We start from the raw sequence: 14,724 nt of genomic DNA on the forward strand, positions 1-14,724 counted from the left end.
ATCACCCACAAAAGTACAGGCTAGGCGGTTACTGAGTGATCTCTTTGAGGTACGTGCGCACCACATCTAATGCTTCGTCGTCTGTGGCTCCGGCCTCGCGAGCAATCGCCACATATGCGCGAGCGTGCTGGGCTAACGCAAGTTCTTTGGACACTGCACGGGCACTCACCCGTGTTCCGGCTCGCCCCTGGGTGATGACGTAGCCTTCATCTTCAAGTTCCCGGTAACTACGCGCCACCGTGTTCACTGCAACACCCAGTTCCTGTGCCAAGACACGGATAGGGGGCAGCTTGTCTCCAACAGGCAGTTGACCACGCGCAATGTGGTCAACGATCTGGCGTTTGATCTGTGTGAACGGTGGTACGTCAGACGTCAGGTCGAGTTGGATCATGGGATTGTGCTCCTTGGTTGATCGCACCTGGTTCGGTGTAACCATTGTCTCCCAGCCAGTGGGAGATCGCATCAAAGTAAGCCTGTTGTGGGCCAGGTGCGCTTAAAGAGAGGTCATGAACTCCACCGTCGATGCGCACAGTAGTGACTTTGTACCCAACTTTGTCTGCGCGTGCGTGGATTTGGTTGACATCAAGCACAATGTCACTGGACTTTAACTCTTGGGGCGAGGAGTTCCAGTGGGCGCTTCGGGCACTGGTGGCAATGAGAACGGGGATGTTTAACCCAAGCCCTTGGGAAAGCCTGGCGTGCCCGGCACGAATGGCACGGAGCCATCCGGCGCGCACTGGTGTGCGCTCAGCACGTTTGAGGAGCAAATCAAACTCCCAGGTTCCTCCCGTGGAGGTGTGCAGCGTGTCCGTGTACGGCGACGGGTCATTAGTGATGATGTAGTCGGTGACTCGATGGCCTACGGCGTCCAGCATCGCTGTGGCGATCACCCGGTCGAACCATGGGCGGTTGAGATCGAACCACGGTGAGTTGAGGATCAGGCCATCCACGGTGCGCCGCCCGGTGGCGGAGTGCGCCCACAACGTGGCGATAAGCCCGCCCGTGGAGTGCCCCATGATGAGGAGTTTGTCGTAGCCTGCAGCGTTGATTTGTGCGGTTGCCCAGGCTAGGTCGTGGCCGTATTCGCGCAGGTCATGGCAGTCGTTTCGGGTGGTTTCATCAGTAGTTGACCGGCCATAGCCGTGGAGGTCTAGGGCAAAAAACCCAAGGCCTTGCGATTCAACGAATTCACCAACATGACGTTGGAAGAAGTAGTCGTTGTATCCGTGGAGGTAGAGCACGGCGGTGGTGCGCCCTGGTGGTCGATGAAGGGTATGTTCAGTGCTGACCAGAGTTGCAGTTACTTGCGCCCCACGAATCGGTGGAAGCGTGGTGGTGAGTGCACGCCAGGGGCTGCCAAGAATGTCGTTCTGCCACATAGTGTCAGCCTACTGGTGGCACACTCTTTGATGCACACAGGTCATTGGTCATCAGTCAGTGATGTGACGTTCTATGGGGGCACGGTGGGCTGTAGAGCGATCGCGCCCCATAAGGTTGAGCGGCCACACAAGCACAAGCCCGACGGCCAAAATCGCAATAAGGCCCAATATGCCGAAGCGTTGTTCATCAAAAATCGCCACCATGACCCCGAAACTCAAGGGCGCAAGGAAGGACACAACACGACCAGTCATGGCGTAAAGACCAAAGAGTTCCCCCTCAGTGGTGGGCGTTGCAAGCCGAGAAACAGTGGACCTGCTCGCTGATTGCACTGGGCCAACAAAAATGCACAGCATCAAACCGAAGATCCAGAAGATTGTGGGCCCACCGTTGTGCCCGAGGAACACCACTAGTCCGGACACGATCATGCCGAGCAGGGAACCAATAATCACTAAGCGCGCACCAACCCGGTCCTCAAGGAACCCGAACACAATGGTGGCGATCCCTGAGACCACGTTCGCACCAATGGCGAAGAGGATAACTTCACCGCTGGTGAAACCGAAGGTTCCACTAGCGAGGATGCCCCCATAGAGGAAAACCCCGGCTAGGCCATCGCGGTAGATCGCTGCCGAAAACAAGAAGCGCAGGGTTGTGCGGTCGGTGCGCCACAAGCGGGCGATGTCAGCGCCCACTTTGCGGTAGGACGCCATGATTGTGGGTGGCACAGTTGCGACGCTGGGTTGTTCTGGAACGGCACGGAACACGGGAATCGCGAATGCTGCGAACCACAGCGCTGAGAACAACACTGCCACCCGGATATCTAGTCCGTTTTCACCGGTGATACCAAAGACACCGACTTCTGGTTCGACCAAGCCAAAGTACACGATCACCAAGAGCACAATGCCCCCGAGGTACCCTGCTCCCCACCCGATGCCTGAAATACGGCCGCGGTTTGTTGGCGTGGAAATCTGGTTCAGCATCGCGTTGTAGTTCACGGAAGCTAGCTCAAAGAAGATGTTCCCAGCGGCCAAAATCACAATACCTAGGACCACGTTGCCGGAAAGATTTTCTTGATCTGGAGTCACAAAAAACAACAGCATCGACAAGATAACCACTGCGGTGGTGTTAATCCCCAGCCACAGTTTCCGGCGCCCCCCAGCATCTGCCCGCGCACCCAGGACAGGTGCGATAAGCGCAATAGCCAATCCTGCGAGCGCTGTTCCCCAGCTCAGCCAGGTGGTGTGTGTCGCGATGATGCCGGCGACCTCGAGTTTGGCTGTGGCATGCCCTGGGTCGCTGGTGTTTGCTGCTTGTTCAGCAATGTCAGTGGGGGCGAAAGCTGATGAGGTGAGCCAGGTGGTGAACACGAACGTGGTGATCACGGCGTTCCATGCGGCTGAACCCCAGTCCCATGCAGACCAGGCGGCTATTGTGCGCCGTTGTACTGGTGTGGGTGTGGCGGTTGCGTGGGGAGGTGCGCTCATCTGCTCATTGTTGCTTACTGAAGTGACGCGGAGGCGACGCTAAGGTGACAGACAATCAGCGGAAAAGTTGTGTGATCACTACCACAAGGCTGTTGGTGTGGCGTTTGTGATGGTTATTCACTGGGGTGTTGAAACGCCGCGCTGCTGATGTTGATGGCAACAGGTTCTGGGTGCAGTGTGATGCCAAACTTTTCACGAACTGTGGTCACAACGTGTTCTGCGAGGGCCACGATGTCAGCGGCTTGGGCTCCGCCACGGTTTGTTAGGGCGAGGGTGTGTACGGTTGATAGCCCTGCTGGGGCGTTGGTGTCGAGTGTGAATCCTTTTGACAATCCGGCGTGCTCGATGAGCCACGCGGCGGAGGTTTTGACCCGTGTTGGGTCGACCTTCCCCAGTGATGGTCCTGTTGTTCCCTCAGATTCTTGGCCTCGCACGTCAAACCGTGGCGCTCCTGGGGGGAGACTTTGCGCGCGGGTGGCGTCAACGATGGGGTTGGTGAAGAAAGATCCCGCACTCCACCGGTTGTAGCGAGGTTCAGCGTCGTGAGGTTGGTCTGCAGGAGAAGGCTGGGTTGGTGTCGCGCGAACTCCTGGGGTGTCGGCTACGTGTGGCCGACCAACGGCATCCTCCAGCATGTCTTTACCAGCGCGGAGCGCTAAGACTGCATCAGCAACTTGGCGGGTGTCTGCCCGCTCCCCCATCTGCACGCCTAAGCGTGCTGCTAGTTCCCGGTATGCCACGGGGGCAGATCGGGTTCCTAACCGGAATTGGAAGGACACTTCTAGCACGATGTACCGCGGGCTTGGTCCCCACCGGCGTTCGCCGTCAGTTGGCGGTTGGGTCATGCTGCGTTTGAGTAGTGAATCCCGGTAGGCGAACTGCAGTTCGTAGAGTGCAAGCATCCTGGCCCTGCGTTCTTCGCGGTCCCACACTCGCACGGAGGAGATGACTTGGGAGACATCTTGGCCGTATGCGCCGATGTTTTGTACTGGTGCAGCTCCTACAGTGCCCGGGATACCTGCGAGGCATTCCACACCAACCCATTCGCGGGTGATCGCTTCGTCAACGAATGCGTCCCAGTTGTGACCTGCAGGGACGGAGACTGAAGCGCCACCACAGGCATCTTGTGCAGAGACTGACACACCCTGTTGGATGTCACGCACGACGATGCCGGGGAATGGGGCATCACCGGCAACAATATTGGACCCGCCACCGAGGACAACGAGGGGGATGTTGTGGGTGTCTGCGTAGTCCACTACGGCAATCAGGTCATCGTGCGTGGAGGTTTCGACGTAGGTGGCGATGGGGCCACCGACTCGCAGTGTTGTTAGGTCGCTGAAACGCACATCGTTGCGGGCTGCGTCGAGGATTGTGGGGCGAGGATGCGTCGGTGAAGTCACCCGTCTACCCTACCGTTCGCTGGTGGCATTCGTGTTCTGTGGTTGTTTGGCTTGAGCGACAAAAGCGACAATCACGGAGACCACTGCTGGCACGATGATGGCGAGCATCGCGTTTCGGTACCCTACGTGAGCGGCAAGCTCGCCAAGGAGTGGTGGACCAGCAAAGAACGCTGCGTAACCAATGGTGGCGACAACAGCGACGCGTGCTGCTGCTTGCCGCGGATCATCACTTGCTGCACTCATCCCGACGGGGAATCCTAGGGCTGCACCTAAGCCCCACAGTGCTGCGCCGACAAGTGCGAGCCACATCCACGGCGCTAAGGCAAAGAGAATGAGCCCAACAATCGCACTAATACCGCACATCCTTAGCACGGTGACGCGCCCCAGGCGGTCGATGAGGGTGGTGCCTGCAAAACGGGCCACTGTCATAAAGGTCAAGAAGATAAAGAGGGTGAGTGATCCCCATTCTTCGGTGACGTGGAACCCGTCGGTAACGCCTAGTGCGATCCAGTCGTTTCCGGCGCCTTCAGTCAGCGCTGCAGCGAGCACAACTAACCCGATCATCCAGGTGCGCGGCTCACGCCAAGCCGCCCACACACTAGGTTGAGCAAGAGCAGACTGTGGGGATTCAAGGGGGGCGGGTGCACCTACCGCTGGTGCAGGGGATGTCACATCGATGTCTTGGGTATCAAACCCTGCGGGGAGCAGCCACCGGGCGCCAAGTTGAACGATGATAAATCCGACAATGATGGCGATGCCAACGTGCAGCATCAGCGTGATGCCGTTGCGAGCAACCAGCGCTCCAACGAGCGCACCCGCCATTGTGCCAAGGGAAAAGAATCCGTGGAATCGGGGCATGATGGAGCGTTTGAGCGCCCCCTCGACCCGGGTCCCTTCAAAGTTCATTGCGGAGTCATTGACCCCCATGCCGATGCCCCCGATAAACAGGAACAGACCTGTCATCATGATGGGAACGCTTCCCAGTGTTGTTGCGGTCAGGCCATACCCGCCACACATCACGATGGAAAACACGATGATGGTTCGGCGCCCGCCGATGCGTTGCACAACCCACCCCGATACCGGTAGGGCCAATATTGACCCCACCGCACCCACCAGCAGGAGCCTTCCCATTTGCTCTGGTTGGAAGTCCAGGGTGTCACGGATAGCAACCATCCGTGAAGCCCATGACGCAAACACAAAACCCACCACAAAGAAGGTGGTGTACACAGCAAGTTTGGCCCGCGCAAGAATGCGAGCTTCAGGTAGCACAGGTGTCATGGGGTGGATTCTCCTGATGAGTGAACGGCTGCGGTACGTGGCAGCGGTGCAACGTTGCGCGACACAAGGACAGCGATGATGAGGAAGACGACGATCAGGGTGAGGGCTAACCGGGTGCCGGTGACGTCAGCGACGAAACCCAACACCGGTGGGGCTGCCAGCGAAGCGGTGGAAGCGAAAGCGGACACGACAGAGACTCTGGCCGCAGCTTTCAGTGGGTCATCTGAGGCAGCAGAGATACCGAGCGGGACAGCAAGTGCCGCCCCTGCACCCCACAGCACAATCCCAACGATGGCGAGTGGGAAGGATGGGGCAACACCAAACAGGACTAGTCCGATTGCCGAGGTCACACCAGACCCGGCGAGGACGGCAACCCGCCCGTACCGGTCGATGAGGCGTGTGCCGGCGAGCCGCACGATAGTCATGGACACCAGGAACACACTGAGCATGATCGCTCCAGTGGATTCTGTTTTGTCGAATCCAGTCACGACGGCGATTGCTAACCAGTTGTTGGCTGACCCTTCGGACATCGCGGCAGCAAAAATCACTACACCGATGAGCAGGGTGCGTCGTTCACGCCACGCTCCAAGCGCAGAACCCAACGATGCGCGGCGCGATCTCAGGAGAACAGCAAGGGTGCGCGGTTCCGTGGGAACGACAATGCCTGCTTTGATTTCGACTCGTTCGACCCGTCGTTTGCGAGCACTGAGTGCCCTGTCCCACCGTTCATGTGGGGTCAGTTCGGTGTCAACAATGACTCGGGGAATAAGGATGAGGCGCACGATCAGTGCGATGACTGAGGTCGCGCCAAGTTGCACCATGATGTGGACGTTGGCGGCAGAGCAGGCCGCACCGATGAGTGCCCCAAGAACTGCACCGATGGAATAGGCAGCATGGAAGTGCGGCAAAATTGCGCGGCCGATGCGCCGTTCCACTGCAGCAGTTTCAACATTTTGTGGAACATTTGTCAGGGCAACAAAACATCCGTTGAGGAAGATTCCTAACGCAAGAAGTTCCACTGACCCGATGGTTGGACCCAACCCTTCAAGGAGGAAAGCCACCGAAATACCAAAAGCGCTGACAGTTAGTAGTGTTCGTCCGCCGAAGCGTTGCACGAGGCTGCCCGCAAAGGTGACACACACCAGGGAGCCCACTGCTCCAGCGAGGAAGACGAGCCCGAGTTCTGCCTCAGATAGCGCAAGGCGCTCTTTGACAGTGGGCAACCGCCCCAACCAGCTGGAGTAGGACAATCCAAGCAGCGCAAAGAGCACAATGAGGGACCAGCGGGCCTGCTGGATTCGAGGTTCAATCACCCCTGATGAGGGAGGGGAAGGTGGAGCGGCGATCGTGGTATCCCTTTCACAATGGTGCGGCGTCTGCAAGAATCGAATCGATTCGACTTCTACTATGTATATAGTCGGCGAGTTCAACCACCGAGTCAATGCAAAAACCAGAGAAAGCGATGCGATGTCAGCCACCAGACCCACCCTGTCGCAAGTGGCCCGCCGTGCAGGTGTGTCTATATCCACTGCTTCCCTTGCGTTCTCAGAGTCTGGTCCCATCGCTGTCACCACCCGCGAAAAAGTCCTCACAGCAGCCAAAGAACTTGGCTACACTGGCCCATCGGCACTGGGACGTCAGCTGCGATCCGGGAAAACCGGAATCGTAGGGGTTGTGATTGGCGATGCCATCAGGCGAGGTTTTCGGGACCCAGTTTTGGTGTCATCACTTGATGGATTGGTCCGCACGCTGGGAGAAAATGGTCTCGGCGTTCTCCTTATCCCAGGCGACTCGGAAGAACACAATGAACATGGCACCCACCCCCTTGTGCAAACTGCTGCCATGGACGCAGGCATCCTGCTGTGGGGTGGAAACACAAACGACCCTGCCTACCGCGCTATGCGCCAACGCAACATCCCCGTTGTTATCGCAGAAGGCCAACGTATCGACGGAGCACCGCACCTTGGACTCGATGACCGCACGGGCATGCGGAAAATGGCTGAGCATCTACGATCCCTTGGTCACCAGCACATTGCCTGTGTGACTCTGTCGTTAAATACCGGCGATGCGCCCGGATTAGTCTCCTCACAGAGTATTGCGGCTGACCGCATTGCTGGTGATGCACAAGCAGACCCAGCAACGGATCACCTACCGAGCCGCGCTCGACTCCGCGGTGTATTAGACGCTGGTGTCACCCCAACCGCAATATGGCAAGCTCGCTCGTCACTCATAGAAGATGGGCAACAAGCAGCGCGCGCGCTTCTTGACCCAGCAACATACCCCGATGGTGTGCTCCCCACAGCGATCATGGCGCAATCAGACCTGCTCGCCGCTGGTGTTCTCCAGCAAGCACGCGAGATGGGTTTCGATGTTCCGCGGCAGCTATCCGTGACCGGTTTTGACGGTGTGGATCTTCCCTGGTTGGGCGGTGACCGGCTCACTACCGTGCGCCAACCATTACCCGGCAAAGGCGAGATGATCGGCTCTATCGTTGTGTCGTTGTTGGAGCACGGTGCCATCCGTCAAGAAGTTCTTGACGTTGAGTTTGTGGCAGGAAACACTGCGGGGCCAGCTCCTCAGTGAGCTGGCCCCGCGGTGGGTGTCTTGATGAAGTGCGATGCGCTACTTAACGTAACTGCACCAGCACTTGTGCTTTGGCAAGCACCTTGTTGCCCTCATTAACCACTGTGAGATCAATACGCGCCTGACGCTTATCTGCGTCAAGGAGCCCAACTGTCGCAGTGACGTCAACGCTCGTTTCACCGTCATGTGGCACCGGGATGGGGCGAGCAAAACGCGTTTGGCTGTCAAGGATGGCCCGCTGGTCTGTGACCCAATCCTCTACCACACTGGTCGCGGCTCCCATGGTGTGCATACCGTGGGCAATGACACTGTCGAGCCCCACGTTCGTTGCGATGTGATCGCTCCAGTGGATGGGGTTGAAATCGCCACTTGCCCCGGCGTAGCGAACTAGTGTTGACCGCTCGACAGCGTAAGTACGCTGGGCAACCACAGCACGTAGTTCTAGAGAATCAAATTCGGGAACACTCCCGGCAAGTTGTGGCATCTCGCTCATGACTCCTCCCCACGCACGGCCAGTGTCGACCGAACAGTAACCACATGCTCATCAGCATCGCTGCCTTGTGCGTAGATGTCGCACCGTGTAGTCACCATTGCTAGTCCGCCGCGTTCAACAATGCGCTCAACATGGAGCACAGTGACCAGATTATCTCCAGCGAAAATCGGGCGGCTGTAGGAGAATCGTTCGTCAGCGTGAACTACTCGACTGAAATCAACACGAGCTTGCGGATCTTCGATGTACTGCGCTTCAGCACGCTGAGCAATGATCACAGCGAACGTGGTGGGCGCGACGACATCAGGGTAGCCAAAACCCCGCGCTGCCTCGTAAGAGAGGCAGGCGGGGTTCTGAGAGCCTATTGATCGGGCAAACTCGGCGATCTTCTCGCGACTTACTTGGTAAGCAGTGGTACGTGGGTACTCACGGCCAACATAGTCGTGGTTGATCGACACAGGTGTTAACCCTCCGCGTGAATCAGCGAGTCTCGCGGTGTGCAGTGTGCTTGCCGCAACGTGGGCAGAACTTCGCCATTTCCAGGCGGTCTGGGTTGTTGCGACGGTTCTTCTTGGTGATGTAGTTGCGCTCTTTGCAGTCCACGCATGCGAGCGTGATCTTCGGGCGAACGTCAGAGCTCTTGCTTGCCACGGTAGTGCCACCTCTCGCGCCGTATTGGGCGCAGCCGGATCGAATAAAAAGCACGCCGTAGCGTGCATGGAATGAATTTGTAGCGGGAGCGGGGCTCGAACCCGCGACCTCACGATTATGAGCCGTGCGCTCTGACCAACTGAGCTATCCCGCCTCGTGATGAAGACCAGACGATCTTCCTGTGACGCCAAAGCAACGACGTTCCATTATGGCACGCCGTGCTTTCGAGCATCAACAGAGCCCCCGACGGGAATCGGACCCGTGACCTCAATCTTACCAAGATTGCGCTCTACCACTGAGCTACGGGGGCAACGAGAAAAAGACTACACACTCTGTTGCATCAACACCAAATCCCAGAGCAGGTGATGGTGGTCACCCTATTTCCGACTCGGTGAAAATGGCCGTAATACGCCAACTAAAACGGATAAACACACCCTTGTGAGGCCTTTAACACACCCCACCGAACGAAAGGAAAACAAAAAACGGGGAGAGTCATAAGACTCTCCCCGTCAATATGTGGCAGCTGAGGGATTCGAACCCCCGAAGCGTAACGCGGCTGATTTACAGTCAGCTCCCTTTGGCCGCTCGGGCAAGCTGCCGATCCACTCTCATTCAACCCAACGCTATTAACGTTGCGCTGCCTGCGAGCAGAATTAACAATACTCAATCATCGGCTAAATGAAAAATCGTCACCCCGCTCCTGCGGTGAGTCAGTGGTCACACTCCACAACCTCGACCCTGCCACCCCGCAACACCACAACGCGAACTAGGATCAACGATGTGAACACCGCCCCCTCCTCCCCTGTGCGTCTAGGCCTCGCGGCTGGAATAGGGGCATATGTCATCTGGGGTTTCTTACCCTTTTACTTTGCCGCCATTGACGCAGCCTCACCATGGGAAATCATTGCGTGGCGCATCGTGTTCACAACAATATTTTGCCTCGCACTCCTCGCAATAACAGGCACCCTGCGCACTGGGTGGCGGGCGGCGCGCCCCGCCTGGCTCAGCCTGACAGCCGCATCACTGCTCATTGTGATCAACTGGCTGGTCTACGTGTACGGGGTATCAACCAAGCACATCCTCGACACATCGTTGGGGTACTACATCAATCCCCTCGTCACCGTTTTGCTTGCCGTCATCGTGTTGCGGGAACGAATCCGTCCACTGCAATGGGTGGCCTTAGGTATTGGCGCAACCGCAGTACTTGTCATGACCGCCGGGTTGGGCAGGTTCCCGTGGATCGCAGTGGTGCTTGCTTGTTCCTTTGGGCTGTACTCACTCGTGAAAGCGAAAGTTGGTCGGCACATTGACTCCATCACGAGTTTGGCTGCAGAAACGATCATTTCCACTCCTGTTGCAGTGACACTGCTCGTACTCATTGGCACAACCAGCGGACTGAGTATTGCCGCTCACGGACCAACCCACCTGGGGCTGATACTTGCCTCAGGCATCGTCACTGGGCTCCCGCTCATCCTGTTCGGCACCGCAGCGAGACGCTTACCGCTGGCAACCGTGGGCATCTTGCAATATTTAGCGCCAACGCTGCAGTTCATCATCGGCTATCTGGTTTTTCATGAGCCGATGCCCACAGCACGTTGGGTCGGTTTTGCGCTGGTGTGGGTGGCGCTGACGTTCTTCACGATCGATGCGGTGCGCCAAGCACGCAGTAGCCGACTGCGCCAACCCCGCGTGACCGATACAGTGGACCTCGCATAGACTCTCCCCCACAAGACCGCTCAGGCTCACCGCCTGCTAACCGATGGAGTTTTCATGGCTGACTCATCAATGGACATCGTGTCGCGGGTTGACCGCCAAGAGGTGGACAACGCGCTCAACCAGGCTGCGAAAGAAATCTCGCAGCGCTACGACTTCAAAAACACGGGAGCCTCCATTGAGTGGTCTGGGACAGAAAAGATTGTCCTGACCGCAAACTCCTCTGAGCGAGTACTCGCTGTCCTTGATGTTTTCCAAACAAAACTCATCAAGCGCAACGTTTCACTCAAAGCATTCGACACCGATGACCGTGAACCTCAGGCCTCTGGCAAGGAATACCGCCTCGAGGGGGTCTTGAAGGAAGGGTTGGCCGGGGACCGCGCGAAAAAGGTCACCAAAATTATCCGTGAAGAAGGCCCAAAGGGAGTGAAAACCCAAATCACCGGTGAGGAAGTTCGCGCAACCTCAAAGTCACGCGATGACCTCCAAGCCATTCAGCAACTACTGCGGGAATCTGACCTCGACTTCGCGGTGCAGTTCACCAACTACCGCTGATATGCCGCGCTGATGGCTCTGCCCCGCATCGTTGCCACCGACCTGGACGGCACACTGCTTCGTCGTGACCTCACCGTTTCTGATTTCACAAGGAACGTGTTGCAGGACCTTGAGCGGCGTGGCGTCCAGGTGGTTTTTGTCACTGCCCGCCCTCCGCGGTGGATGACTCCTCTCGCCCACATTGCCCCTGCTCACGGGCGCGCGATCTGCCTTAATGGTGCCTGCGTGTGGGATTTTGGTGCCCAACAAGCCACGCAAGTGCGGGGCTTTACTTACGATGCTGTGGCGGGCATCGTTCGGGACCTGCGTAAGCGGCTGCCCGCAGTCACGTTCGCCGCAGAGCGTGTCAGTGGTGCTGTTCGAGAGGCAGATTTTGCGGTGCCCTCAGCACTGGAACACGGCATACTCATTGCCTCCGTTGAGACGATGAGAGACGAACCTACTGGCAAACTCTTGGCACGCTCCCCAGGCATGGAAGACGATGAGTTCTTCACCCATGTCTCAGAAGTTGTTGCCGACCGTGCCCTCCTCGCCTATTCAGGGGCACACGGCTTGGCCGAAATGACGGCACCAGGTGTGACAAAAGCCGCCGCACTTGAGCGCTGGGCCACTAGTCACGGTGTTAGCGCGCACGAGGTTGTGGCCTTTGGTGACATGCCCAACGACATCCCGATGCTGCGGTGGGCTGGTCTTGGTGTGGCAGTGGCAAATGCACACCAGGACGCACAGGCGCATGCCGATGCCCACACCACCAGCAACGATGACGATGGTGTCGCCCGGTTCCTTGCGGACCTCTACAACTTACCTACTCGGGGATAGCACGTAGGCAGGTGGGTGAGCATGTTTGTGACCCACCGCCGAACTATCGCTGTTGCGCCAACACCAGATTCACCCAGAAAATCTCACCGGTGCGATACAACAGCACTCCACGGCGAGGATTTTTGGGATCCATCAGAAATATACTTGCGGTCTCTTTGTGTGGTGTAGCTGCGGACGGTTTGGCATCTGCCGCCAACTCGTTCAGGAAGATCCGCAAGCCGTGGGACCACCCACAGGCTTTGGTGAGCGCCACAGCCTGAATCACAGCGTGATGCCCACCATCAAGGCCCCCTGGCATCAAGTAAGGGCTCCGTGGCGCGGTGACTTCAGCGTGATTCCACGGCACTGAGATGGTCATCAGTGGCATACGCCCCCAACGCACTCCTGGTAGCGGGAAACGGCGACCATCGACAGCCCCCACACACTGGGTGGCCACCCCTTGTGTGACGATACGGTGCACCCTTCGAGGAGTCACATACCAGGATCGAAAGCCGAGGAGACCAAAAAGGAACACTGCACAAAGAATCGCCACTGCGAAAGTGGGGTCGTGGTACTCCCCTTGGGTTGTGATCTCGCACCATGACTCGGATATCAGAGTTGGCACCCAATCCCCCACCGTGTGGCTCTCCACCACTGACACAGTGCATGTTCCACCGTTGTCTTGGGCCACTGTCACGGTACTTTCTCCGACAGCGGTGATGGAAGCTAGCTTCCATTGAGCCTGATTGCGTTGTTCGATGACATGAGACATATACATACCTGACGCCACGACACCTGCGAGGAGTACTACTGCAACGGTGACAATGCTGCGGCGCCCCACCGTGACCATGTCAATCTGACCCAAGACGTAGTGTGCCAGATCGTCTTGTAATGGCGCTCCATGAGAAACAGCACGCGACACAACCCGCTTCATGGTGCTGTGCCGCTTGACCAGGACGACAAGAGCACCCACCCATGACAGCGCCATTCCTAGGCTAAGAACAATGGACAGAGGGTGTTGTAAGTCAGGATGGAAGATATCGAGAATGCTCAGCAACATCATAGGCGTACCAACAATGAGGGCAGTGACTGGTTGGCACCAGATCAGCACAACCAAAAAGCACCAGAGTGTAAAAATGATCGCGCTCACGACATTCGCGAGCATGCCACTCCATCCCAGTTCAGATGCAGTCAGTGGTGTCTCAGCATTCCACGGCGTGATTCCAGCGGCAGCAGTAAGACACAGCAAAAACACGACAAGAAGGGTTTGCTCGACTCGGGGGGTATCTGACCAGCGCACCCTCACACTTTAGTGCGTGGGCGGCGCGGTTTATGCGTCCATCAAGACGAGTGACACGCTTGAGGACTGTACGGTCAGTACCGCCCTGTGTGGGGCGATCCACCGTTCATGCCACGAGCCATGTTTTCCAAGCGTGCGATGCGTTGATCCATCGGAGGGTGAGTGGCAAACAACGCCCCAATACCCCCACCTTTGAAAGGGTTGGCGATCATCAAGTGTGAGACATCTGCGAGGTCTTGGGTTTGTGGCAATGGTGCTCGCACTGTTCCCGATTGGAGTTTGCGAAGCGCCGAGGCTAAAGCCAACGGGTCACCGGTCAGTTTTGCTCCGTCTTCATCAGCGTCGTATTCGCGGGTTCGTGAAATAGCGAGTTGAATCACTGACGCCGCGAGGGGCGCGAACACCATCGTGGCGATAAGCACCAATGGGTTGCGATCCCGGTCGGAACCACCAAAGAAGAACAGGAGGTTCGCAACTGATGAGATAACACCAGCGATCGCTGCAGCAACAGATGACGTGAGGATGTCCCGGTTATATACGTGCATCAACTCATGGCCAAGCACACCGCGCAGCTCACGTTCATCCAGGAGCTGCAAAATTCCCTCGGTGCAACATACCGCTGCATTGCGGGGATTACGGCCAGTGGCAAACGCATTGGGGCTCATCGTTGGAGAAACATAGAGGCGAGGCATCGGTTGACGTGCTGCCGTAGAGAGTTCACGCACAATCCGATACATCTCTGGTTGCTCAAACTCGGAGACCGGGCGGGCATGCATGGATTTAATAGCCAGCTTGTCTGAGTTCCAGTACGTGTAGAACGTCATGGCTAGCCCAAAACCACTGAAGAGCACCAGCAGCCCAGGAGAACCATTGCCCACGAGGTACCACAAGCCAAGTAACAGCGCCCACATCACACCAAAAAGCGCTGCAGTTTTCACGCCATTAAAGTGTCGGTGCCCCATGGCCCCATCCTCTCGCCCTTGTTGGTCATCGCCAACAGCCCTGCTCTACCTGTAACACAACCTGATGTGTCACTCACGTCAACGCCTTCATCGCGCCAGAGGTTCCCTCATCGGGCGATTCCTCGCCCACAGC

At 57.4% G+C, this 14,724-nt stretch carries 15 protein-coding genes and 3 tRNA genes; 4 read left to right on the plus strand and 14 right to left on the minus strand.

Annotation, left to right across the window (positions count from 1 at the left end; translation table 11 throughout):
- Window positions 1–28: 28 nt before the first annotated feature.
- The 6 genes from G538_RS0108320 to G538_RS15805 form a co-directional block, all read right to left on the minus strand.
- Window positions 29–391, minus strand: coding sequence for a GntR family transcriptional regulator (locus tag G538_RS0108320; protein WP_029068968.1), 363 nt, complete (start codon window positions 389–391; stop codon window positions 29–31).
- On the minus strand, window positions 366–1,379 hold the full coding sequence (locus G538_RS15800) for an alpha/beta hydrolase (protein WP_051196774.1): 1,014 nt from the start codon (window positions 1,377–1,379) through the stop codon (window positions 366–368). Before G538_RS15800 ends, G538_RS0108320 begins: the two co-directional genes overlap by 26 nt.
- 51 nt (window positions 1,380–1,430) lie before the next feature.
- Complete coding sequence (locus G538_RS0108330; protein ID WP_029068969.1) at window positions 1,431–2,861, minus strand: MFS transporter; 1,431 nt, start codon at window positions 2,859–2,861, stop codon at window positions 1,431–1,433.
- 113 nt (window positions 2,862–2,974) lie between these two features.
- Window positions 2,975–4,261 (minus strand): UDP-N-acetylmuramate dehydrogenase, encoded by a 1,287-nt coding sequence (locus tag G538_RS0108335; RefSeq protein WP_051196776.1) that lies wholly within the window; start codon window positions 4,259–4,261, stop codon window positions 2,975–2,977.
- A gap of 9 nt (window positions 4,262–4,270) precedes the next feature.
- Window positions 4,271–5,539, minus strand: a complete 1,269-nt coding sequence (locus G538_RS0108340; RefSeq protein WP_035833878.1) for an MFS transporter — start codon at window positions 5,537–5,539, stop codon at window positions 4,271–4,273.
- A complete protein-coding gene (locus G538_RS15805) occupies window positions 5,536–6,852 on the minus strand; it encodes an MFS transporter (protein ID WP_035833881.1) in 1,317 nt (438 codons plus the stop codon). The genes G538_RS0108340 and G538_RS15805 overlap by 4 nt, the downstream gene beginning before the upstream one ends.
- A 154-nt stretch (window positions 6,853–7,006) precedes the next feature.
- Here G538_RS15805 and G538_RS0108350 point away from each other — a divergent pair, with 154 nt between their 5' ends.
- A complete protein-coding gene (locus G538_RS0108350) occupies window positions 7,007–8,122 on the plus strand; it encodes a LacI family DNA-binding transcriptional regulator (RefSeq protein ID WP_029068972.1) in 1,116 nt (371 codons plus the stop codon).
- 43 nt (window positions 8,123–8,165) lie between these two features.
- Here G538_RS0108350 and G538_RS0108355 read toward each other — a convergent pair whose 3' ends face one another.
- From G538_RS0108355 to G538_RS0108375, 6 genes are all read right to left on the minus strand, one after another.
- Window positions 8,166–8,615: a MaoC/PaaZ C-terminal domain-containing protein gene (locus tag G538_RS0108355; RefSeq protein WP_342664645.1), complete on the minus strand. Its 450-nt coding sequence runs from the start codon at window positions 8,613–8,615 to the stop codon at window positions 8,166–8,168.
- Window positions 8,612–9,070 carry an FAS1-like dehydratase domain-containing protein gene (locus tag G538_RS0108360; RefSeq protein WP_029068974.1) on the minus strand — a complete coding sequence of 153 codons (459 nt, stop codon included), beginning with the start codon at window positions 9,068–9,070 and terminating at the stop codon, window positions 8,612–8,614. The genes G538_RS0108355 and G538_RS0108360 overlap by 4 nt, the downstream gene beginning before the upstream one ends.
- 22 nt (window positions 9,071–9,092) lie before the next feature.
- Window positions 9,093–9,263, minus strand: coding sequence for a 50S ribosomal protein L33 (rpmG, locus tag G538_RS17755; protein WP_083775094.1), 171 nt, complete (start codon window positions 9,261–9,263; stop codon window positions 9,093–9,095).
- 80 nt (window positions 9,264–9,343) lie between these two features.
- Window positions 9,344–9,417, minus strand: a tRNA-Met gene (locus G538_RS0108365).
- Window positions 9,418–9,501: 84 nt separating this feature from the next.
- Window positions 9,502–9,573 (minus strand) — tRNA-Thr (locus tag G538_RS0108370).
- A gap of 207 nt (window positions 9,574–9,780) precedes the next feature.
- Window positions 9,781–9,862, minus strand: a tRNA-Tyr gene (locus G538_RS0108375).
- A 181-nt stretch (window positions 9,863–10,043) separates the two neighbouring features.
- Here G538_RS0108375 and rarD point away from each other — a divergent pair.
- From rarD to G538_RS0108390, 3 genes are read left to right on the plus strand one after another with little or no spacing between them, the layout of a single operon-like run.
- The gene (rarD, locus tag G538_RS15810; protein ID WP_035833957.1) at window positions 10,044–10,979 is read left to right on the plus strand and encodes an EamA family transporter RarD; all 936 of its coding nucleotides are present in this window, start codon (window positions 10,044–10,046) and stop codon (window positions 10,977–10,979) included.
- A gap of 54 nt (window positions 10,980–11,033) precedes the next feature.
- Window positions 11,034–11,531, plus strand: coding sequence for a YajQ family cyclic di-GMP-binding protein (locus G538_RS0108385; protein ID WP_029068975.1), 498 nt, complete (start codon window positions 11,034–11,036; stop codon window positions 11,529–11,531).
- Window positions 11,532–11,543: 12 nt separating this feature from the next.
- A complete protein-coding gene (locus G538_RS0108390) occupies window positions 11,544–12,350 on the plus strand; it encodes an HAD family hydrolase (protein WP_035833884.1) in 807 nt (268 codons plus the stop codon).
- Window positions 12,351–12,393: 43 nt separating this feature from the next.
- On the opposite strand, the gene G538_RS17340 is transcribed toward G538_RS0108390, so the two are convergent.
- Both G538_RS17340 and htpX read right to left on the minus strand, forming a co-directional pair.
- Window positions 12,394–13,629 carry a hypothetical protein gene (locus G538_RS17340; protein ID WP_029068977.1) on the minus strand — a complete coding sequence of 412 codons (1,236 nt, stop codon included), beginning with the start codon at window positions 13,627–13,629 and terminating at the stop codon, window positions 12,394–12,396.
- Window positions 13,630–13,703: 74 nt separating this feature from the next.
- Complete coding sequence (htpX, locus tag G538_RS0108400; RefSeq protein ID WP_029068978.1) at window positions 13,704–14,591, minus strand: zinc metalloprotease HtpX; 888 nt, start codon at window positions 14,589–14,591, stop codon at window positions 13,704–13,706.
- Between the last annotated feature and the right edge of the window lie 133 nt (window positions 14,592–14,724).

The organism is Jonesia quinghaiensis DSM 15701, from assembly GCF_000423205.1.
In the GTDB taxonomy this organism is placed as follows: Bacteria; Actinomycetota; Actinomycetes; order Actinomycetales; family Cellulomonadaceae; genus Jonesia; species Jonesia quinghaiensis.

What these genes read in the sequence shown, in the direction of transcription:
- G538_RS0108320 (WP_029068968.1), bottom strand. Translation starts at nt 391, where the DNA reads ATGATCCAACTCGACCTGACGTCTGACGTACCACCGTTCACACAGATC.
- G538_RS0108390 (WP_035833884.1), top strand. Translation starts at nt 11,544, where the DNA reads ATGGCTCTGCCCCGCATCGTTGCCACCGACCTGGACGGCACACTGCTT.
- G538_RS0108330 (WP_029068969.1), bottom strand. Translation starts at nt 2,861, where the DNA reads ATGAGCGCACCTCCCCACGCAACCGCCACACCCACACCAGTACAACGG.
- G538_RS0108355 (WP_342664645.1), bottom strand. Translation starts at nt 8,615, where the DNA reads ATGAGCGAGATGCCACAACTTGCCGGGAGTGTTCCCGAATTTGATTCT.
- G538_RS0108385 (WP_029068975.1), top strand. Translation starts at nt 11,034, where the DNA reads ATGGCTGACTCATCAATGGACATCGTGTCGCGGGTTGACCGCCAAGAG.
- G538_RS0108350 (WP_029068972.1), top strand. Translation starts at nt 7,007, where the DNA reads ATGTCAGCCACCAGACCCACCCTGTCGCAAGTGGCCCGCCGTGCAGGT.
- G538_RS0108340 (WP_035833878.1), bottom strand. Translation starts at nt 5,539, where the DNA reads ATGACACCTGTGCTACCTGAAGCTCGCATTCTTGCGCGGGCCAAACTT.
- G538_RS15800 (WP_051196774.1), bottom strand. Translation starts at nt 1,379, where the DNA reads ATGTGGCAGAACGACATTCTTGGCAGCCCCTGGCGTGCACTCACCACC.
- htpX (WP_029068978.1), bottom strand. Translation starts at nt 14,591, where the DNA reads ATGGGGCACCGACACTTTAATGGCGTGAAAACTGCAGCGCTTTTTGGT.